Annotated in this window: 17 protein-coding genes; 12 read left to right on the top strand and 5 right to left on the bottom strand. The window is 73.6% G+C overall.

What is annotated here, in order from left to right; all coding sequences use genetic code 11:
• Positions 1-59: 59 nt before the first annotated feature.
• Positions 60-239 (bottom strand): hypothetical protein, encoded by a 180-nt coding sequence (locus AB0912_RS25610; protein WP_366703618.1) that lies wholly within the window; start codon positions 237-239, stop codon positions 60-62.
• 225 nt (positions 240-464) lie between these two features.
• On the opposite strand from AB0912_RS25610, the gene AB0912_RS25605 reads away from it, so the two are divergent.
• The 4 genes from AB0912_RS25605 (at position 465) to AB0912_RS25590 (ending at position 4,428) form a co-directional block, all read left to right on the top strand.
• Positions 465-1,682, top strand: coding sequence for an NYN domain-containing protein (locus AB0912_RS25605; protein WP_366703616.1), 1,218 nt, complete (start codon positions 465-467; stop codon positions 1,680-1,682).
• A 149-nt stretch (positions 1,683-1,831) separates the two neighbouring features.
• Positions 1,832-2,806, top strand: a complete 975-nt coding sequence (locus AB0912_RS25600; RefSeq protein WP_366703674.1) for an ABC transporter ATP-binding protein — start codon at positions 1,832-1,834, stop codon at positions 2,804-2,806.
• A gap of 88 nt (positions 2,807-2,894) precedes the next feature.
• Positions 2,895-3,713 carry an ABC transporter permease gene (locus AB0912_RS25595; RefSeq protein ID WP_366703614.1) on the top strand — a complete coding sequence of 273 codons (819 nt, stop codon included), beginning with the start codon at positions 2,895-2,897 and terminating at the stop codon, positions 3,711-3,713.
• A gap of 34 nt (positions 3,714-3,747) precedes the next feature.
• Positions 3,748-4,428, top strand: a complete 681-nt coding sequence (locus tag AB0912_RS25590) for an AAA family ATPase (protein ID WP_366703612.1) — start codon at positions 3,748-3,750, stop codon at positions 4,426-4,428.
• A 245-nt stretch (positions 4,429-4,673) separates the two neighbouring features.
• Here AB0912_RS25590 and ybaK read toward each other — a convergent pair whose 3' ends face one another.
• The 4 genes from ybaK to AB0912_RS25570 all read right to left on the bottom strand — a co-directional run bounded on the left by ybaK (position 4,674) and on the right by AB0912_RS25570 (position 8,861).
• Positions 4,674-5,174, bottom strand: coding sequence for a Cys-tRNA(Pro) deacylase (gene ybaK / locus AB0912_RS25585; protein WP_366703610.1), 501 nt, complete (start codon positions 5,172-5,174; stop codon positions 4,674-4,676).
• Between the two features lie 19 nt (positions 5,175-5,193).
• Positions 5,194-5,934 (bottom strand): LON peptidase substrate-binding domain-containing protein, encoded by a 741-nt coding sequence (locus AB0912_RS25580; RefSeq protein WP_366703608.1) that lies wholly within the window; start codon positions 5,932-5,934, stop codon positions 5,194-5,196.
• An 11-nt stretch (positions 5,935-5,945) separates the two neighbouring features.
• Entirely contained in the window at positions 5,946-6,986 is a 1,041-nt protein-coding gene (locus tag AB0912_RS25575) for a hypothetical protein (protein WP_366703606.1), read from the bottom strand.
• Between the two features lie 294 nt (positions 6,987-7,280).
• A complete protein-coding gene (locus tag AB0912_RS25570) occupies positions 7,281-8,861 on the bottom strand; it encodes an oxidoreductase (protein WP_366703604.1) in 1,581 nt (526 codons plus the stop codon).
• A gap of 191 nt (positions 8,862-9,052) precedes the next feature.
• On the opposite strand from AB0912_RS25570, the gene hisD reads away from it, so the two are divergent.
• The 8 genes from hisD to hisF all read left to right on the top strand — a co-directional run bounded on the left by hisD (position 9,053) and on the right by hisF (position 14,846).
• Entirely contained in the window at positions 9,053-10,375 is a 1,323-nt protein-coding gene (gene hisD, locus AB0912_RS25565; RefSeq protein ID WP_366703602.1) for a histidinol dehydrogenase, read from the top strand.
• The gene (locus AB0912_RS25560) at positions 10,372-11,478 is read left to right on the top strand and encodes a histidinol-phosphate transaminase (protein WP_366703600.1); all 1,107 of its coding nucleotides are present in this window, start codon (positions 10,372-10,374) and stop codon (positions 11,476-11,478) included. The genes hisD and AB0912_RS25560 overlap by 4 nt, the downstream gene beginning before the upstream one ends.
• Positions 11,475-12,068, top strand: coding sequence for an imidazoleglycerol-phosphate dehydratase HisB (gene hisB, locus AB0912_RS25555; RefSeq protein WP_366703598.1), 594 nt, complete (start codon positions 11,475-11,477; stop codon positions 12,066-12,068). The genes AB0912_RS25560 and hisB overlap by 4 nt, the downstream gene beginning before the upstream one ends.
• Before the next feature lie 88 nt (positions 12,069-12,156).
• Entirely contained in the window at positions 12,157-12,321 is a 165-nt protein-coding gene (locus AB0912_RS25550) for a hypothetical protein (RefSeq protein WP_366703596.1), read from the top strand.
• On the top strand, positions 12,318-12,962 hold the full coding sequence (hisH, locus tag AB0912_RS25545) for an imidazole glycerol phosphate synthase subunit HisH (RefSeq protein ID WP_366703594.1): 645 nt from the start codon (positions 12,318-12,320) through the stop codon (positions 12,960-12,962). The genes AB0912_RS25550 and hisH overlap by 4 nt, the downstream gene beginning before the upstream one ends.
• Complete coding sequence (gene priA, locus AB0912_RS25540) at positions 12,959-13,684, top strand: bifunctional 1-(5-phosphoribosyl)-5-((5-phosphoribosylamino)methylideneamino)imidazole-4-carboxamide isomerase/phosphoribosylanthranilate isomerase PriA (protein WP_366703592.1); 726 nt, start codon at positions 12,959-12,961, stop codon at positions 13,682-13,684. Before hisH ends, priA begins: the two co-directional genes overlap by 4 nt.
• Positions 13,681-14,094, top strand: coding sequence for a RidA family protein (locus AB0912_RS25535; RefSeq protein WP_366703590.1), 414 nt, complete (start codon positions 13,681-13,683; stop codon positions 14,092-14,094). Before priA ends, AB0912_RS25535 begins: the two co-directional genes overlap by 4 nt.
• A complete protein-coding gene (gene hisF / locus AB0912_RS25530; protein ID WP_366703588.1) occupies positions 14,091-14,846 on the top strand; it encodes an imidazole glycerol phosphate synthase subunit HisF in 756 nt (251 codons plus the stop codon). The genes AB0912_RS25535 and hisF overlap by 4 nt, the downstream gene beginning before the upstream one ends.
• Positions 14,847-15,290 lie beyond the last annotated feature (444 nt).

Here is a 15,290-nt window from a genome sequence, read left to right as displayed (position 1 = left end):
CCTCGACGGCCCGGCGGGCCCTGCTGCGGCCCTGGACCTCAACAGTCCACGCAGCGGCCTCAGTTGTGGCCGAAGCGCTTCTGGTGCTTACGGGCGACATCGGCGGGGCTGCCCTGCGCCTGCGACATCGTCGACTGCTGCGCCTGCGCCGAGGACCGCTGCGCCTGCTCCTGCGCGCGCTCGGCCTGCGAGGAACGGTCCTGCTGGGCGCCCTGCTTGCGATTCTTGTTCTTGGCCATGGGGATCTTGCCTCCTGAAGGGGGTCTAGGGGCCAGGGCCGCGACCAGATTCACATAGGCTGGCAAGTGGCGCATTTCGTAGAATTACCGTGCGTAATAAGCCCTGTCGGCGCGTGCTCTCCCGATCCGCCACGCCGAAGATCGAGTTCCGGCCGTTAACCTCCGCACGGTCGGGCAGACTCCAAGGAAGCCCGAAGCAAACCTCCCGGAAAGAGGGTGGACCGCGTGGACCGCTGCATCGTCCTGGTGGACGCCGGGTATCTGCTCGGAGCTGCTGCCAGCCTGCTGGCCGGGGAGCCCTCCCGCTCCCGGATCACCGTCGACCACACCGCCCTCGTCCAGGGCCTGCGCGAGCGCGCCGAGGCCGACACCGAGCGGCCGTTGCTGCGCATCTACTGGTTCGACGGCGCCCCCGACCGCGTCCCGCAGCCCGAACACCGCAGGCTGCGCGTGATGCCCCGGGTGACCGTGCGCCTCGGCGCGCTGACCCGCAGCGACGGACGCTGGGCGCAGAAGGGCGTGGACGCCGCGATGCACGCCGAACTGACCGAGCTGGCACGCAACCGGGCCTGCTCCGACGTGGTCCTGGTCACCGGCGACGGGGATCTGCTGCCGGGCATGATGGCCGCCAAGGAGCACGGCGTCGCCGTACACCTGTGGGCCGTGCAGGCCGCCGACGGCGACTACAACCAGTCCGAGGACCTGGTGGCCGAGGCGGACGAGCGGCGCGTCCTCGACCGGGTCTGGATCACCAAGGCGGTGCGCGCCAAGGACCTCGGCGGGGTCTGCGCGCCGCCGCCCGTGCCGCGTCCCGAGATCGCCGCGATCCTCTCCGCGCCGCTGCCCGAGTCCGCCCTCGCGGCGGCGGCCGAGCGCTCCGCCCCCGAGCCCGAGCACCACCAGGCCGCCGAATCGCAGAACGGCGCCCAGGAGCGCGTCCCCGCCCCCAAGGGCGTGCCGACCCCCAAGGACCTGGCCGCGCTGCGCGGACCGGGCACCCAGCCCGCCCAGCACCCCGCCAACGCCACCCTGCGCTGGTCCTCGGACAAGGGCTGGGTCGACCGGCCCGGCGGAGCGGCCGAGTCGCCCGAGGCCGCCGCGCTGCCCACCCTCGCCCAGCTCACCTCCGCCGAGCAGCGCTGGGCGGACCGCGAGGAGGACATCACCACGGTCGGCGGCGATCCCTACGAGGTCGGCCAGGTCTTCGCCCGCCGCTGGATGGCCCGCCTCACCGACCCCGCCCATCTCCAGAAACTGTCGGCGATGTACCCGCGCGTCCCGCACCGGATCGACGGCGAACTGCTGCGCTACGCGGCCCGGTTCGGCCTGCTCGCGCACAAGGACGACCAGATCGACGAGCACGACCGGTACGCGATCCGGGCCGGTTTCTGGCGCGAGATCGACGTGCGTACGACGGCCGAGCACGCGCCCGCCGGAGAGTGATCCGGCGCCTCCCGGAGAGGCGTTCCGGCGCCCTGGCGGAGGCCGAGCCGTGGCCCCGGGCGCATAACGGGGCATCGGACCCCGTACTCTCGTCCTTCGTGAGTACGCGCACGGCACAGGCAGTCCCGAGGGGACACAGGGGCGATGTCGTGTGCGCCGTGCGCGGTCTGACCAAGACCTACCCGGCCGTCCGCGGCCGGCGCGGCACCCCGGCGACACCCGAGGTCAGGGCCACCGACGGGGTACGTCTGGACATCCGCCGCGGCGAGATCTTCGGGCTCCTCGGGCCCAACGGCGCCGGCAAGTCCACCCTGGTGCGCCAGCTCACGGGGCTGATGCGCCCCGACAGCGGCAGCGTGGAGATCCTCGGGCACGACATCGTCCGCCACCCCGAGCGGGCCGCCCGCATCCTCGCCTACCTCGGCCAGGAGTCCGCCGCCCTCGACGAGCTGACCGTCTCCCTCGCCGCCGAGACCACCGGACGGCTGCGCGGCCTCGACCTGCGCGCCGCGCGGGCCGAGCGGGACGCCGTGCTGGACGAACTGGGCCTGGCCGCGCTCGCCTCCCGCCCCCTGAAGAAGCTGTCCGGCGGGCAGCGCAGGCTCGCCTGCCTGGCCGCCGCCCTCGTCGGACAGCGCCCGCTGCTGGTCCTCGACGAACCCACCACCGGCATGGACCCGGTCGCCCGGCGCGCCGTCTGGGCCGCCGTCGACCGGCGCCGGGTGGAACAGGGCGCCACCGTCCTGCTCGTCACCCACAACGTCATCGAGGCCGAGACCGTCCTCGACCGGGTCGCCGTCATGGACGACGGCCGCGTGATCGCCTGCGACTCCCCGGCCGGGCTCAAGGAGCGCGTGGCGGGCGAGGTGCGGGTGGAACTCGTCTGGCGTACGAGCGCCCCGCTGCACGTCCCCGAGGTGGCCGCGCTGCGCGAGCGCGCCGTCGAGTCGGGCCGCCGCTGGACGCTGCGGCTCGCGCCGGAGGAGGCCCGCGCCGCCGTCGCCACGGTCACCGGAGGCGCCGCCTTCGCCGCCCTGGACGACTTCACCCTGGCCACGCCGAGCCTGGAGGACGTCTACCTGGCCCTCGGCGGCCACGCGACCCAGGGACTGGTGAAGGCGTGAGCGCCCGGGGCGTGCAATCCGTACGGGAGGAGGGCGTCGTACGTGTGCCGAACAGGACGGCTGCCGGAGTGAAGGGAAGCAGCTCGACGTGAGTGTCGTACCCGCCGGAGTTCTGCCGGGCAGCGCGCTGCCCCTGGCCGCGGACGCCGGCGCCGCGGAGCTGGGGCCGCCCGCGCGGCTCTGGCCGTCGCTGGCCGCCGTCTACCGCGCGCAGCTCTCCCGGGCCCGCGTCGCGCGGATCCCGCTGCTGTTCGTGGCCACCTTCCAGTCCGTCGGCATCATGATCATGATGCGCGGGGTGGTGGACGGCGGCGCCGAGGCGCGGGCCGTGGTGGCCGGGTCGACCGTCCTGGTCGTCGCGTTCGTCGCCCTCAACCTGCTCGCCCAGTACTTCGGACAGCTCCGCGCCAGCGGCGGGCTGGACCACTACGCGACCCTGCCGGTGCCGCCGGCGGCCGTGGTGCTCGGGGCGGCCGGCGCGTACGCGTCCTTCACCGTGCCCGGCACCCTGGTGACCGCCGTCTTCGGCTGCGTGCTCTTCGGGCTGCCGCTCGCCCATCTGTGGGTCCTCGCCGCGGTCGTCCCCCTCGCGGGTGCCGCGCTGGCCGGGCTCGGGGCCGCGTTCGGGCTGCTCGCGCCCCGGCCCGAGCTGGCCACGCTGCTCGGGCAGCTCGGCATGTCGGCGGCGCTGCTGCTGGGCGTGCTGCCCGCCGACCGGATGCCCGCCGTCGTCCGGTACGCCCGCGATCTGCTGCCCTCGACCTACGGCGTCGAGGCCTTCGCCCGCACCTTCGGCGCCCACCCCGACTGGGCCGCCGTCCTCGGGGATCTGGCCGTCTGCGCCGGCGTCGGGGTCGTCTCGCTGGCCCTGGCGACCTGGGCCTACCGCCGGGCAGCCGTCCGGTGACGCGGGTGACAGCGGGGCCTGGCACGATGTCAGGGTGACCGCTCCGCTGACTCCACCTCCGCCGCCGCACGAACAGTCCCCCCAGAACCCGCGGCAGCCGCACCACGCCTGGCAGGCCCCGCAGACGCACGGACCCGCGGCACACCCCGCGTATCCGGGCGCGTACGAGGCCTCCTACGGACAGGACGGACCCGGGATGAAGACCGAACTGCGGGAGGCCGCCGTGATCACGGTGGCGGTGGCGCTCGCGGGGGCGCTCCTCGGGCTCCTGTGGTGGTGGCTCGCGCCGCACGTGCCGCTGATCGCCGACGACACCACGGTGTACCTCCAGGACACCGAGGGCGAGCAGGCCATCGGCGTCGATGGAACGTTCACTCTTCTCGCCCTGGGCTTCGGCGCGCTGAGCGCCCTGGTCGTGTTCCTGCTGCGCCGGCGCGGCGGTGTGCCCCTCGTGGTCGCGCTGGCCCTCGGCGGACTGCTCGGCTCGCTGCTCGCCTGGCGCCTCGGGGTCTGGCTCGGGCCCACGCAGAACGTCGTCGCGCACGCCAAGGCCGTCGGCAAGGGCGTCATCTTCTCCGCGCCGCTCCAGCTCGGCGCCAAGGGAGCGCTGCTCGCCTGGTCGCTGACCGCCCTGGTGGTCCATCTGGCCCTCACGGCGCTGTTCGGCCCGCGCGACCCCGACCCGTACCAGCAGAGCCCCTACCCGCAGGCCTAGCCGGGCGGACCGCCCGCTCCGCAGGCCCAGCCGGGCGGACCGGCCGCTGCCCCTCCGCGCCGCCCGTCCCCGGCGACGGGGGGCCGGGTCAGGCCGGACGGCGGCCATGGTTCGCGCGGCCCTTCCGGGTGCGCCACTTGCGTTTGCGTGTTCGTTTCGACATGCCCTTGGTGCTTAACGGAGGACGGGCCGTCCGTCGAGGGGCCGCGCACGCCCTGCGCGTACGCGGGCTGCCCCAGGAGGAGTCAGGCGCGGCCGACCGGCGCGGACACCGCCTCCGTGAGGCGCGCCAGATCGGCGGGGGACAGCTCGACCTCCAGGCCGCGCCGGCCCGCCGAGACACAGATCGTGGCGTGCGCGGACGCCGACGCGTCCAGCACCGTACGCAGCCGCTTGCGCTGGCCGAGCGGCGAGATACCGCCCCGTACGTAGCCCGTCGTGCGCTCCGCCGCCGCCGGGTCCGCCATCGCCGCGCGCTTGCCGCCCACCGCCGTGGCGAGGGCCTTCAGATCGAGGGAGCCCGCCACCGGCACCACGGCGACCACCAGCGCGCCGTCCACGTCCGCCACCAGGGTCTTGAAGACCCGGTCCGGGGACACGCCCATGGCCTCGGCGGCCTCCTCGCCGTACGAGGGGTGGGACGGGTCGTGCTCGTAGGCGTGGACCGTGTACGGCACCCCCGCCTCGGTCAGCGCCACCGTCGCCGGGGTTCCGCCGGGCTGCTGCTTCTTCGCCTTCTTCGCCATCGGCCTTCTCGCAGGAGGTTCAGTTCAGGCTCGTCGGCCCGCGGGTCAGGTCCGCCGCGGGCAACGAGGGCAGATTACGGATGATGGCCGTCTCGGTGCGCAGCAGTTTCAGCTCCTCGCGCAGCCGGGACGCGGTGTCCGGGGCCTGGAGCAGACTCTGCCGGGCCGGCACGTCCAGCATCACCGCGGCGGCGACGAGGTAGGAGACGACCGCCGGCTCGTCCGGCAGGTCCGCGCCCGTGGACAGCGACCGCTCGCGCGCTCCGGCCAGCCGCTTCTGGTACTGGCGGAAGGCGCGCAGCACCCCCTCGGCGAGCGCCCCCGCCTCCTCGCCGGGCTCCTCCGGCAGCTCCTCCAGCTCGGCCGTCAGATAGTCCCCGGAGGCGTCCACGGACAGCAGCCGGACGCGGGTCGTGCCGGTCGCCAGCACCTCGAAGCCGCCGTCGGGGCGCTCCCTGATGGTGGCGGCGTCCGCGACGCAGCCCACCGCGTGGAAGGCCTTGACCGGGTCGTCGCCGAAACCGGCGGCGGGCCCGCGCTCGGGCACGGCGCTCTGGTCCGGCATGCCGGGCGCGCTGAGGGAGACCTCGTGGCCGTCGCGGATGGCGACGACCGCGAAGCGGCGCGGTTCGTCCTCGGGGGTCTTGAGCAGATCGCGCATCATCGCGCGATAGCGCTCCTCGAACACGTTCAGAGGAAGCACGAGCCCGGGGAACAACACCGAGTTCAGGGGGAAGAGCGGGAGCCGGACGGTGGTCACGACGCGAAAGCCTAATGGTCGCCGGAGCGGGCGCGACCGCCGTGCCCGTTCCCCGGCTGCCGGCCGGGTCGCGGAGCCCGCAGCGGAAGCCCCGCCGCGACCTCCAGACGGACGCCGTCGCGCATCGCCAGGAACTGCCCGAGCGGGTCGTCGGAGACCCGGTCCCAGGGGAACGAGGTGGCGTACGGGCCGATGAGGCGGAGCTGCTCCAGGGCGTCCTGCCAGCGGTCGAGGCGGATGAGCACGTAGGTCAGCAGGTTGCGCACCTCGGCGGGCCAGGGGTCGGCGGCGGCGTAGGAGGCGGACACCTCGATCGCGAGGTCGGCCGCCGCGTCCAGCCGTGCGCGGGGTACGGCGGGGCCGCCGCCCTCGGTCAGGTACGCGAAGGCCGCGCGCACCGGGAGCGCCTGGACGAGGGAGCCGGGCAGCGCGTCCTCGGCGGCCGGCTCGGCGAAGTCGAAGCACTCGGTGTGCGAGCCGTACCAGGCGGCCGAGAGGTACTGGAGGGCGGCCACATGGCAGCCGTAGTGGTGCGGTGAGCGGCGGACGGCCTCGCCCCACAGCCGCTCGAACCCGGTGTGCCCCAGGTTCGTGCCGCGCGCGTGGTCGAGCGCGATCCGCCAGGGCACCGGGTCGCGCGGGTCGCCCTCGGCGGCGGAGGTGATCAGCGGGGCCACCTCGCGCAGCAGCTCCGCCCGCGCGGGTGACTCCCAGCCGCGGCGGACCGCCAGCTCCGCCCGGACGAGCAGCGCGTCCGGGTCGTGCGGGTCGGCGGCCTGCCACTGCCTCAGCCACCCGTCCCGGGAGCGGGCGAAGGCGGCGAGGCGCAGCGCGTAGCGGTCGCGGTTCTCCCACTCGGCGGACTCGCGGGTGGTGGCGAGCAGCTTGGCGGCCGGCGCGTACTCGCCGCGGGCCGCGGCCACGAGCGCGGGACCGAGGCGGTCGTCGGGCGCGTCGAGCAGCACCGCGTCGTCGGCGGGCAGCCCGGCGCCGAGGCGGGAGGTGTTCCGTGCCATCCGGGCCGTACGGATGAGTGCGCGCAGCAATGCCATGGTGCCGACCATTGAAAACCGCAGGTCGAGGCCGCGCCAGAGGGACGCGGTGACGCTTTCGTAACCGTCGGTCGGTTGCTTCCGCGCTGGTCAAGGACGGGCAAAGAGTGGCTGGTTCGGGTGTACGGTATCCGTACTCCGGGTCGGGTCCTCCGAATCGGGTCCTCCGGGTCGGGTCCTCCGGGTCGGGCGGCCCGCGTCGGCCGGACCCGTGCCCGTGACTCCGGGACGGAGCCGCGCCCGTACCACGGTCGGAGCCGTGCCCGGCGGGACAGGATGGCGGGCTGTGCGCGGTCAGACTCGGCGCAATAGGCGGGTCGCGCCCGCCGCTACCGTTGTCGCCAGAATCCAGCCGGCCAGGATCACCGCCGCGGACAGCCACTGCCAGCCGCCGCGCAGCTGCCAGGACCCGACCTGGCCCAGGTCGATCACCGGCAGCAGCAGGTCCAGGGCGAAGAGCGAGGGGTTCCACTGGGGATGCGCGCCGGCGTCGACCGGCGGGTGGTCGGCGTGTGCGAAGGCGACCGAGGACGCCGCCCACAGCACCGCCATCCACAGCGCGGCCCGGCCCGGCCGGTACCCGTAGGCGACCGTCCAGTCCTGCGCGTACCCCCAGAGCTTGGCGGCGAGCGGCAGGGTCTCGCGGCGGCGGCGCTGCTTGGCGAGCAGCACCTCGCGGGCGTCCTCGTCCTCCCCGGAGCCGCGCAGCACCGCGGCCAGCCGCTCGTACGGCTCCGGGTTGTACTCGGCGGTCGCCGCCGCCAGCCACTCCAGGCGCCGGGCCAGCGGGAAGGCGCCCTGCGGCACCAGGCTCTCGTACGCGAAACCGCCCATGTGCAGGGCGCCGGGCGCGGGCCAGCTCGTCGCCCGGTCGACCAGGGTGACGATCCGCGCGCCGGACAGCACCACCTTGCCGCGCTCCGGGGCCTCTCCGAGGAACCGCAGCTCGGGGGTCTGCACCCGGCGCAGCGACAGCTCCTGCTCGTCGCCGAGGACGAAGCGGGCCCGTTCGAGGTCGAGCGCGTCACCGAACCGCCCGTCGTCCAGCCGGACGCCGCCCCGGCACTCGAACCGCTGGACCAGCGTCCCGCGCGCCGGGGTGGTGCCGCTGGTCAGCACCGGATTGCCGAGGCCCGCGGGGGTGAGGTAGACCGTGCGGTTGACGGTGAGCTGGGGCGCGTTGAGGGCGAACCGGGAGTACGGGTTGCTGAGCCGGCTGCCGCGCAGGCTCAGCGAGACGCCGACGCTCGCGCCGCGCAGGCTCAGCTCGCCGTGCGACTCCAGCATCTCCGCCTGGAGGTCCTGCCCGACGGTCATGCCGTCGCCGGTGATCGAACGGCCGCGCCGGTCCCGGTGGACCACGGCCTGGTTGAGCAGCAGGTCGGTGCCGATGTGCGCGTCGGTCAGCCGTACCCCGCCGCGGAAGCGGCAGCGCGGCAGATGCAGATCGCCCTCGGTGTGCAGCCGGGCCGCCTCCAGGCGCGGCACCGCGCAGTCCACCAGCCGCACGGTCGTGAACCGCGTCTCCGGCAGCAGCACCTCCTTCTCGAACCGGCAGCCCTTCAGCTCCACGTACGGCACCACCGTGCCGCCCGCCAGGTCGAGCACCCCGGTGACCAGCAGCCCGGTCAGCTTCAGCGAGGCGACCCGGCCCTGTAGCGGCGGCGGCCCGTCGAGCAGCAGCCACGCCACGATCCGGGCCCGCACACTGCGCTCCGGCCCCCAGGGACGGCCGCCGTGCGGATCGTCCGCCACGCCGTCCCCGCAGCGCAGGTCGTACACGCTGCCGTTGCGGAACGCCTGCCACATCCCGGCCTCGGCGGCGGTCAGTTCGTCCGGCAGGTCCCCGGTGCGCGGGCCGGCACCCTCGGTCACGGCACGCCCCTTCCTCCCCGGCTGTCGCGGGATGCGTCCATGCGTGCAATGCCCGCTGGGTGACGGCCCGAACGCATTCGGTGAAGGGGATCTTCCACGCGGTCGAAGGTGGCTTGTATCAGCCATTGATACGGGCGTCCGGCGCCTTCGCGCCGTCTGAGAGAATTGGGCCCGTGCTGCAACATTTCGCGATGGCCCGAATCGATCTGCGCGGCGACGCCCTCCCCGAGGGCACCGCCCTGCGCGACCTGCTGCCCCGAGCCGACTTCGACGTCTCGGCCGCGCTGGAGAAGGTGCGTCCGATCTGCGAGGCCGTCCATCATCGGGGCGACGCGGCGCTGATCGACTTCGCGGAGAAGTTCGACGGTGTGCGGCTGGAGTCCGTACGGGTCCCGGCAGAGGCGCTCACCGACGCGCTGGAGCGGCTCGACCCCGCCGTGCGCGCGGCCCTGGAGGAGTCCATCCGCCGCGCCCGGCTGGTCCACCGCGCCCAGCGCCGCACCCCGCACACCACCCAGGTCGTGCCCGGCGGCTCGGTCACCGAGAAGTGGGTGCCCGTCGACCGCGTCGGGCTGTACGCGCCCGGCGGCCGTTCCGTGTACCCGTCGTCCGTGATCATGAACGTGGTCCCGGCGCAGGAGGCCGGCGTCGGCTCCATCGCGCTCGCCTCCCCGGCCCAGGCCGAGTTCGGCGGCCTGCCGCACCCCACGATCCTCGCCGCCTGCGCCCTCCTCGGCGTGGATGAGGTGTACGCGGCCGGCGGCGCCACGGCCGTCGCGATGTTCGCCTACGGCACCGAGTCCTGCCCGTCCGTGAACATGGTCACCGGCCCCGGCAACATCTGGGTCGCCGCCGCCAAGCGCTACTTCACCGGCCGCATCGGCATCGACGCGGAGGCCGGCCCCACCGAGATCGCCGTCCTCGCGGACGACACCGCCGACCCGGTGCACGTCGCCTCCGACCTGATCAGCCAGGCCGAGCACGACCCGCTGGCCGCCGCCGTCCTGGTCACCGACTCGGCGGACCTCGCGGACGCCGTCGAGAAGGAGCTGGAGCCGCAGGTCGCGGCCACCAGGCACATCGAGGACCGGATCGTCCCGGCGCTGAACGGCCGGCAGTCCGCGATCGTCCTGGTCGACGGCGTCGAGGAGGGCCTGCGCGTGGTGAACGCGTACGGCGCCGAGCACCTGGAGATCCTGACCGCCGACGCGGCGGCCGTCGCCGACCGGGTCAGGAACGCCGGAGCGGTCTTCGTCGGCCCCTGGTCCCCCGTCTCGCTCGGCGACTACGCGGCCGGCTCCAACCACGTCCTGCCCACCGGCGGCTGCGCCTGCCACTCCTCGGGGCTGTCCGTCCAGTCCTTCCTGCGCGGCATCCACATCGTGGACTACACGCGGGACGCCCTCGCCGACGTCGCCCACCACGTGGTGACGCTCGCGGAGGCGGAAAACCTGCCCGCGCACGGCGCGGCGGTCAAGGCAAGGTTCGGATGGAAGGTACCCGAGGGCAAGTGACCGGCATCGACGATCTCCCCGTCCGGGACGAGCTGCGCGGCAAGTCCCCCTACGGGGCGCCCCAACTCGACGTCCCCGTACGGCTGAACACCAACGAGAACCCCTACCCGCTGCCCGAGCCGCTGGTCGAGCGGATCGCCGAGCGGGTCCGGGACGCGGCCCGCGACCTCAACCGCTACCCCGACCGGGACGCGGTCGAGCTGCGCACCGAGCTGGCCGCCTACCTCGCCAAGACCGGCAAGCACCCGGTCACCACCGAGAACGTGTGGGCGGCCAACGGCTCGAACGAGGTCATCCAGCAGCTCCTGCAGACCTTCGGCGGACCCGGCCGCACCGCGATCGGCTTCGAGCCCTCGTACTCGATGCACGCGCTCATCGCGCGCGGCACCGGTACCGGCTGGATCACGGGCCCGCGGCGCGCCGACTTCACCATCGACCTCGCCGCCGCCGAACAGGCCGTCGCCGAGCACCGGCCCGACGTCGTCTTCATCACCACCCCCAACAACCCCACGGGCAACGCGGTCCCGCCCGAGACGGTCCTCGCGCTCTACGAGGCGGCGCAGCGGGCCAAGCCGTCGATGGTCGTGGTCGACGAGGCCTACGTCGAGTTCAGCCACGGCGACTCGCTGCTGCCGCTGCTCGAAGGCCGGCCGCATCTCGTCGTCTCCCGCACGATGTCGAAGGCCTTCGGCGCTGCGGGCCTGCGCCTCGGCTACCTCGCCGCCCACCCCGCCGTGGTGGACGCCGTACAGCTCGTCCGGCTGCCCTACCACCTGTCGGCCGTCACCCAGGCGACCGCGCTGGCCGCCCTCGAGCACACCGACGTCCTGCTCGGCTATGTCGAGCAGCTGAAGTCGGAGCGGGACCGGCTGGTCGGCGAACTGCGCGGCCTCGGCTTCGAAGTGACCGAGTCCGACGCCAACTTCGTGCAGTTCGGCCGGTTCGCCGACTCCCACGAGGCCTGGCGGCAGATCCTCGACCGGGGCGTCCTGGTCCGGGACAACGGCGTACCGGGGTGGCTGCGGGTCTCCGCCGGAACCCCGGAGGAAAACGACGCGTTCCTCGACGCGGTACGTGACTTGAAGAAGGAGCAGAGCGCATGAACCGCGTAGGACGCGTGGAGCGGGTGACGAAGGAGACGTCCGTCCTCGTCGAGATCGACCTCGACGGATCGGGCAAGGTCGACGTGTCGACCGGCGTCGGCTTCTACGACCACATGCTCGACCAGCTCGGCCGGCACGGCCTGTTCGACCTGACGGTGAAGACCGAGGGTGACCTGCACATCGACTCCCACCACACCATCGAGGACACCGCCCTCGCGCTCGGCGCCGCCTTCCGGCAAGCGCTCGGCGACAAGGTGGGCATCTACCGCTTCGGCAACTGCACGGTCCCGCTGGACGAGTCCCTCGCCCAGGTCACCGTCGACCTGTCCGGCCGCCCCTACCTCGTGCACACCGAGCCCGAGCAGATGGCGCCGATGATCGGCGAGTACGACACCACCATGACCCGGCACATCCTGGAGTCCTTCGTGGCCCAGGCCCAGATCGCCCTGCACGTCCACGTGCCGTACGGGCGCAACGCGCACCACATCGTGGAGTGCCAGTTCAAGGCGCTGGCCCGGGCCCTGCGCTACGCCTCCGAGCGCGACCCGCGCGCCGAGGGCATCCTTCCTTCGACCAAGGGCGCACTGTGAGCGACGCGCGCGCGGCCACCGGGCCGCAGACAACGACGATGCCCGCACCGCTGCGCCGCGCGGGCAAAGAAGCGAACGGAACGACACTGTGACAGGCCTTTCCAGCATTCTGATCGTCGTCGGCCTGTTCCTTCTGGGCGGCATCTACTCCTTCGTCAAGCAGGGGATGCCCAAGAGCCTCATCGTGCTGCTGTCCATCGGCGCCGCGATGTGCCTCGTCGCGGGCGTGATGCGGCTGGAGGTGTGGGCGTGAGCGCACCCGCCAGGAAGGTCGTCGTCTTCGACTACGGCTTCGGCAACGTGCGGTCCGCCGAGCGGGCCCTCGCCCGCGCCGGAGCCGAGGTCGAGATAACACGCGACTTCGACACCGCCATGAACGCGGACGGACTCCTCGTGCCCGGCGTCGGCGCGTTCGCCGCCTGTATGAAGGGCCTCAAGGAGGCGCGCGGCGACTGGATCATCGGCCGCCGACTGGCCGGCGGACGCCCGGTGATGGGCATCTGCGTCGGCATGCAGATCCTCTTCACCCGCGGCATCGAGCACGGTGTGGAGACCGAGGGCCTCGACGAGTGGCCGGGCACGGTCGGCCCCCTGGAGGCCGACGTCGTCCCCCACATGGGCTGGAACACCGTGGACGCCCCGGCCGGCTCACAGCTCTTCGCCGGACTCGACGCCGACAGCCGCTTCTACTTCGTGCACTCCTACGCCGTCCACGACTGGACCCTGGAGACCGGCAACCCGCTGCTGCGCCCGCCCCTGGTGAGCTGGTCCACGCACGGCAAGCCCTTCGTGGCGGCCGTCGAGAACGGCGCCCTGTGGGCCACCCAGTTCCACCCCGAGAAGTCCGGCGACGCCGGAGCCCAGCTCCTCACCAACTGGATCGGAACACTGTGAGCAAGCTCGAACTCCTCCCCGCCGTCGACGTCCGCGACGGCCAGGCCGTCCGTCTCGTGCACGGCGAGTCCGGGACCGAGACCTCGTACGGCTCCCCGTTGGAGGCGGCGCTCGCCTGGCAGCGCGCGGGCGCCGAGTGGCTGCACCTCGTCGACCTGGACGCCGCGTTCGGCACCGGCGACAACCGGGACCTGATCTCCGAGGTCACCCGCGCGATGGACATCAAGGTCGAGCTGTCCGGCGGCATCCGCGACGACGCCTCCCTGGCCGCCGCCCTCGCCACCGGCTGCACCCGCGTGAACCTCGGCACCGCTGCCCTGGAGACCCCCGAGTGGGTCGCCAAGATCATCGCCGAGCACGGTGACCGGATCGCCGTCGGCCTCGACGTCCGGGGCACGACGCTGCGCGGCCGGGGCTGGACCCGCGACGGCGGCGACCTCTACGAGACGCTGGCCCGCCTCGACTCCGAGGGCTGCGCCCGCTACGTGGTGACCGACATCGCCAAGGACGGCACCCTCCAGGGCCCCAACCTGGAACTGCTGCGCAACGTGTGCGCCGCGACCGACCGCCCCGTGGTCGCCTCCGGCGGGGTGTCCTCGCTGGACGACCTGCGCGCCATCGCCGGGCTCGTGCCGCTGGGCGTCGAGGGCTCCATCGTCGGCAAGGCCCTGTACGCCAAGGCGTTCACCCTGGAAGAGGCCCTGGAAGCGGTGGCCGAGTGAGCGCCGTGCGCCGGGTCAACACGGGCGCGCCCTGGGAGGACGCCTTCGGATACTCCCGCGCGGTGGAACTGCCGAACGGGCTGGTGCTGGTCTCCGGCTGCACCTCCGTGGTGGACGGCGAGATCACCGAGGGCGGCCCGTACGAGCAGGCGGTCAACTCCTTCAACGTCGCGTTCGCGGCGCTGGAGCAGCTCGGCCTCGGCCGCGACGACGTCGTCCGCACCCGCATGTACATCACGCACGCCCGGGACGTGGAGGACGTCGGCCGCGCCCACAAGGAGCTGTTCGACACCGTCCGCCCCGCCGCCTCGATGCTCATCGTGTCCGGGTTCGTGGACTCGCGACTGGTCGTCGAGGTCGAGGTCGAGGCGTTCCGCTCGGGCGGTCCGGCGGGCGAGGAGGCGTCATGAGTCTGGCGGTTCGGGTGATCCCCTGCCTGGACGTGGACAACGGCCGGGTCGTCAAGGGCGTCAACTTCCAGAACCTGCGCGACGCGGGCGACCCCGTCGAGATGGCCAAGGTGTACGACGCCGAGGGCGCCGACGAGCTGACCTTCCTGGACATCACCGCGTCCTCGGGCAACCGCGAGACCACCTACGACGTGGTGCGCCGCACCGCCGAGCAGGTGTTCATCCCGCTGACCGTCGGCGGCGGAGTCCGCACCGCCGAGGACGTCGACAAGCTGCTGCGGGCGGGCGCCGACAAGGTGGGCGTCAACACGGCCGCGATCGCCCGGCCCGACCTCATCCGCGAGATCGCGGAGCGGTTCGGCCGCCAGGTGCTCGTCCTGTCCGTGGACGCGCGCCGGACCGAGAGCGGCTCGTTCGAGGTCACCACGCACGGCGGCCGGCAGGGCACCGGCATCGACGCCGTGGAGTGGGCCCACCGGGCCGCCGAGCTGGGCGCGGGCGAGATCCTGCTCAACTCGATGGACGCGGACGGCACGAAGGACGGCTACGACATCGAGATGATCGAGGCCGTCCGCAAGCACGTCACCGTCCCGCTGATCGCCAGCGGCGGCGCCGGCCGGCTCGGCCACTTCCCGCCGGCCATCAAAGCGGGCGCCGACGCGGTGCTCGCCGCGTCCGTCTTCCACTTCGGGGATCTGCGGATCGGCCAGGTCAAGGAGACCCTGCGGGAGGCGGGACACCCCGTCCGCTGAACACCCGCCCGACACACCCGCCCGACGGCCACCGTCCCGTCAACGGCCCGCACCTGAGCAGCAGTTGCTGCCGGGTGCGGGCCGTTTTTCGTGGGGTCCGCCGGGCGCCGGACGCGGGTCGGGGCGCGGCTCCCGGACTGGCGGGCGTCTCCCGGACTGGCGGGCGGGTGCGCCGGGGGTGTCTTTGGGCGGGCGGTCAGGGGGGCCGCCGTCGAAAGGCCGCCGTCGGGAGGCCGGCGGGCCTGCGGCTGCGCGGACGCCAGCCAAGGCGGCAAGTCAAGGCCCGAGGGCGCGGGGCGCGAGCCCAGGAACGAGGGCGCGGGCCGCGAGCCAAGGCCGGTGATTCTGCCGATGTGCGCGGGCGGTCGAGGGCCGGACAGTTGCCCCCGCAACCACCGAGACGGACCCGGCCGCTCCACAGTGTGCGCCGGCCGACCCCATGCC

Origin of the sequence: Streptomyces sp. NPDC007084 (genome assembly GCF_040703595.1) — a bacterium.
Taxonomy (GTDB): Bacteria; Actinomycetota; Actinomycetes; order Streptomycetales; family Streptomycetaceae; genus Streptomyces.
Note: the sequence above shows the minus strand (reverse complement) of the source record. Positions and strands in the feature narration are given on the sequence as shown.

Excerpts from the sequence above, each read along its gene's own strand:
- hisD (WP_366703602.1), top strand. The coding sequence starts at position 9,053 with ATGGCCCGAATCGATCTGCGCGGCGACGCCCTCCCCGAGGGCACCGCC.
- ybaK (WP_366703610.1), bottom strand. The coding sequence starts at position 5,174 with ATGGCGAAGAAGGCGAAGAAGCAGCAGCCCGGCGGAACCCCGGCGACG.
- AB0912_RS25575 (WP_366703606.1), bottom strand. The coding sequence starts at position 6,986 with ATGGCATTGCTGCGCGCACTCATCCGTACGGCCCGGATGGCACGGAAC.
- hisB (WP_366703598.1), top strand. The coding sequence starts at position 11,475 with ATGAACCGCGTAGGACGCGTGGAGCGGGTGACGAAGGAGACGTCCGTC.
- hisF (WP_366703588.1), top strand. The coding sequence starts at position 14,091 with ATGAGTCTGGCGGTTCGGGTGATCCCCTGCCTGGACGTGGACAACGGC.
- AB0912_RS25610 (WP_366703618.1), bottom strand. The coding sequence starts at position 239 with ATGGCCAAGAACAAGAATCGCAAGCAGGGCGCCCAGCAGGACCGTTCC.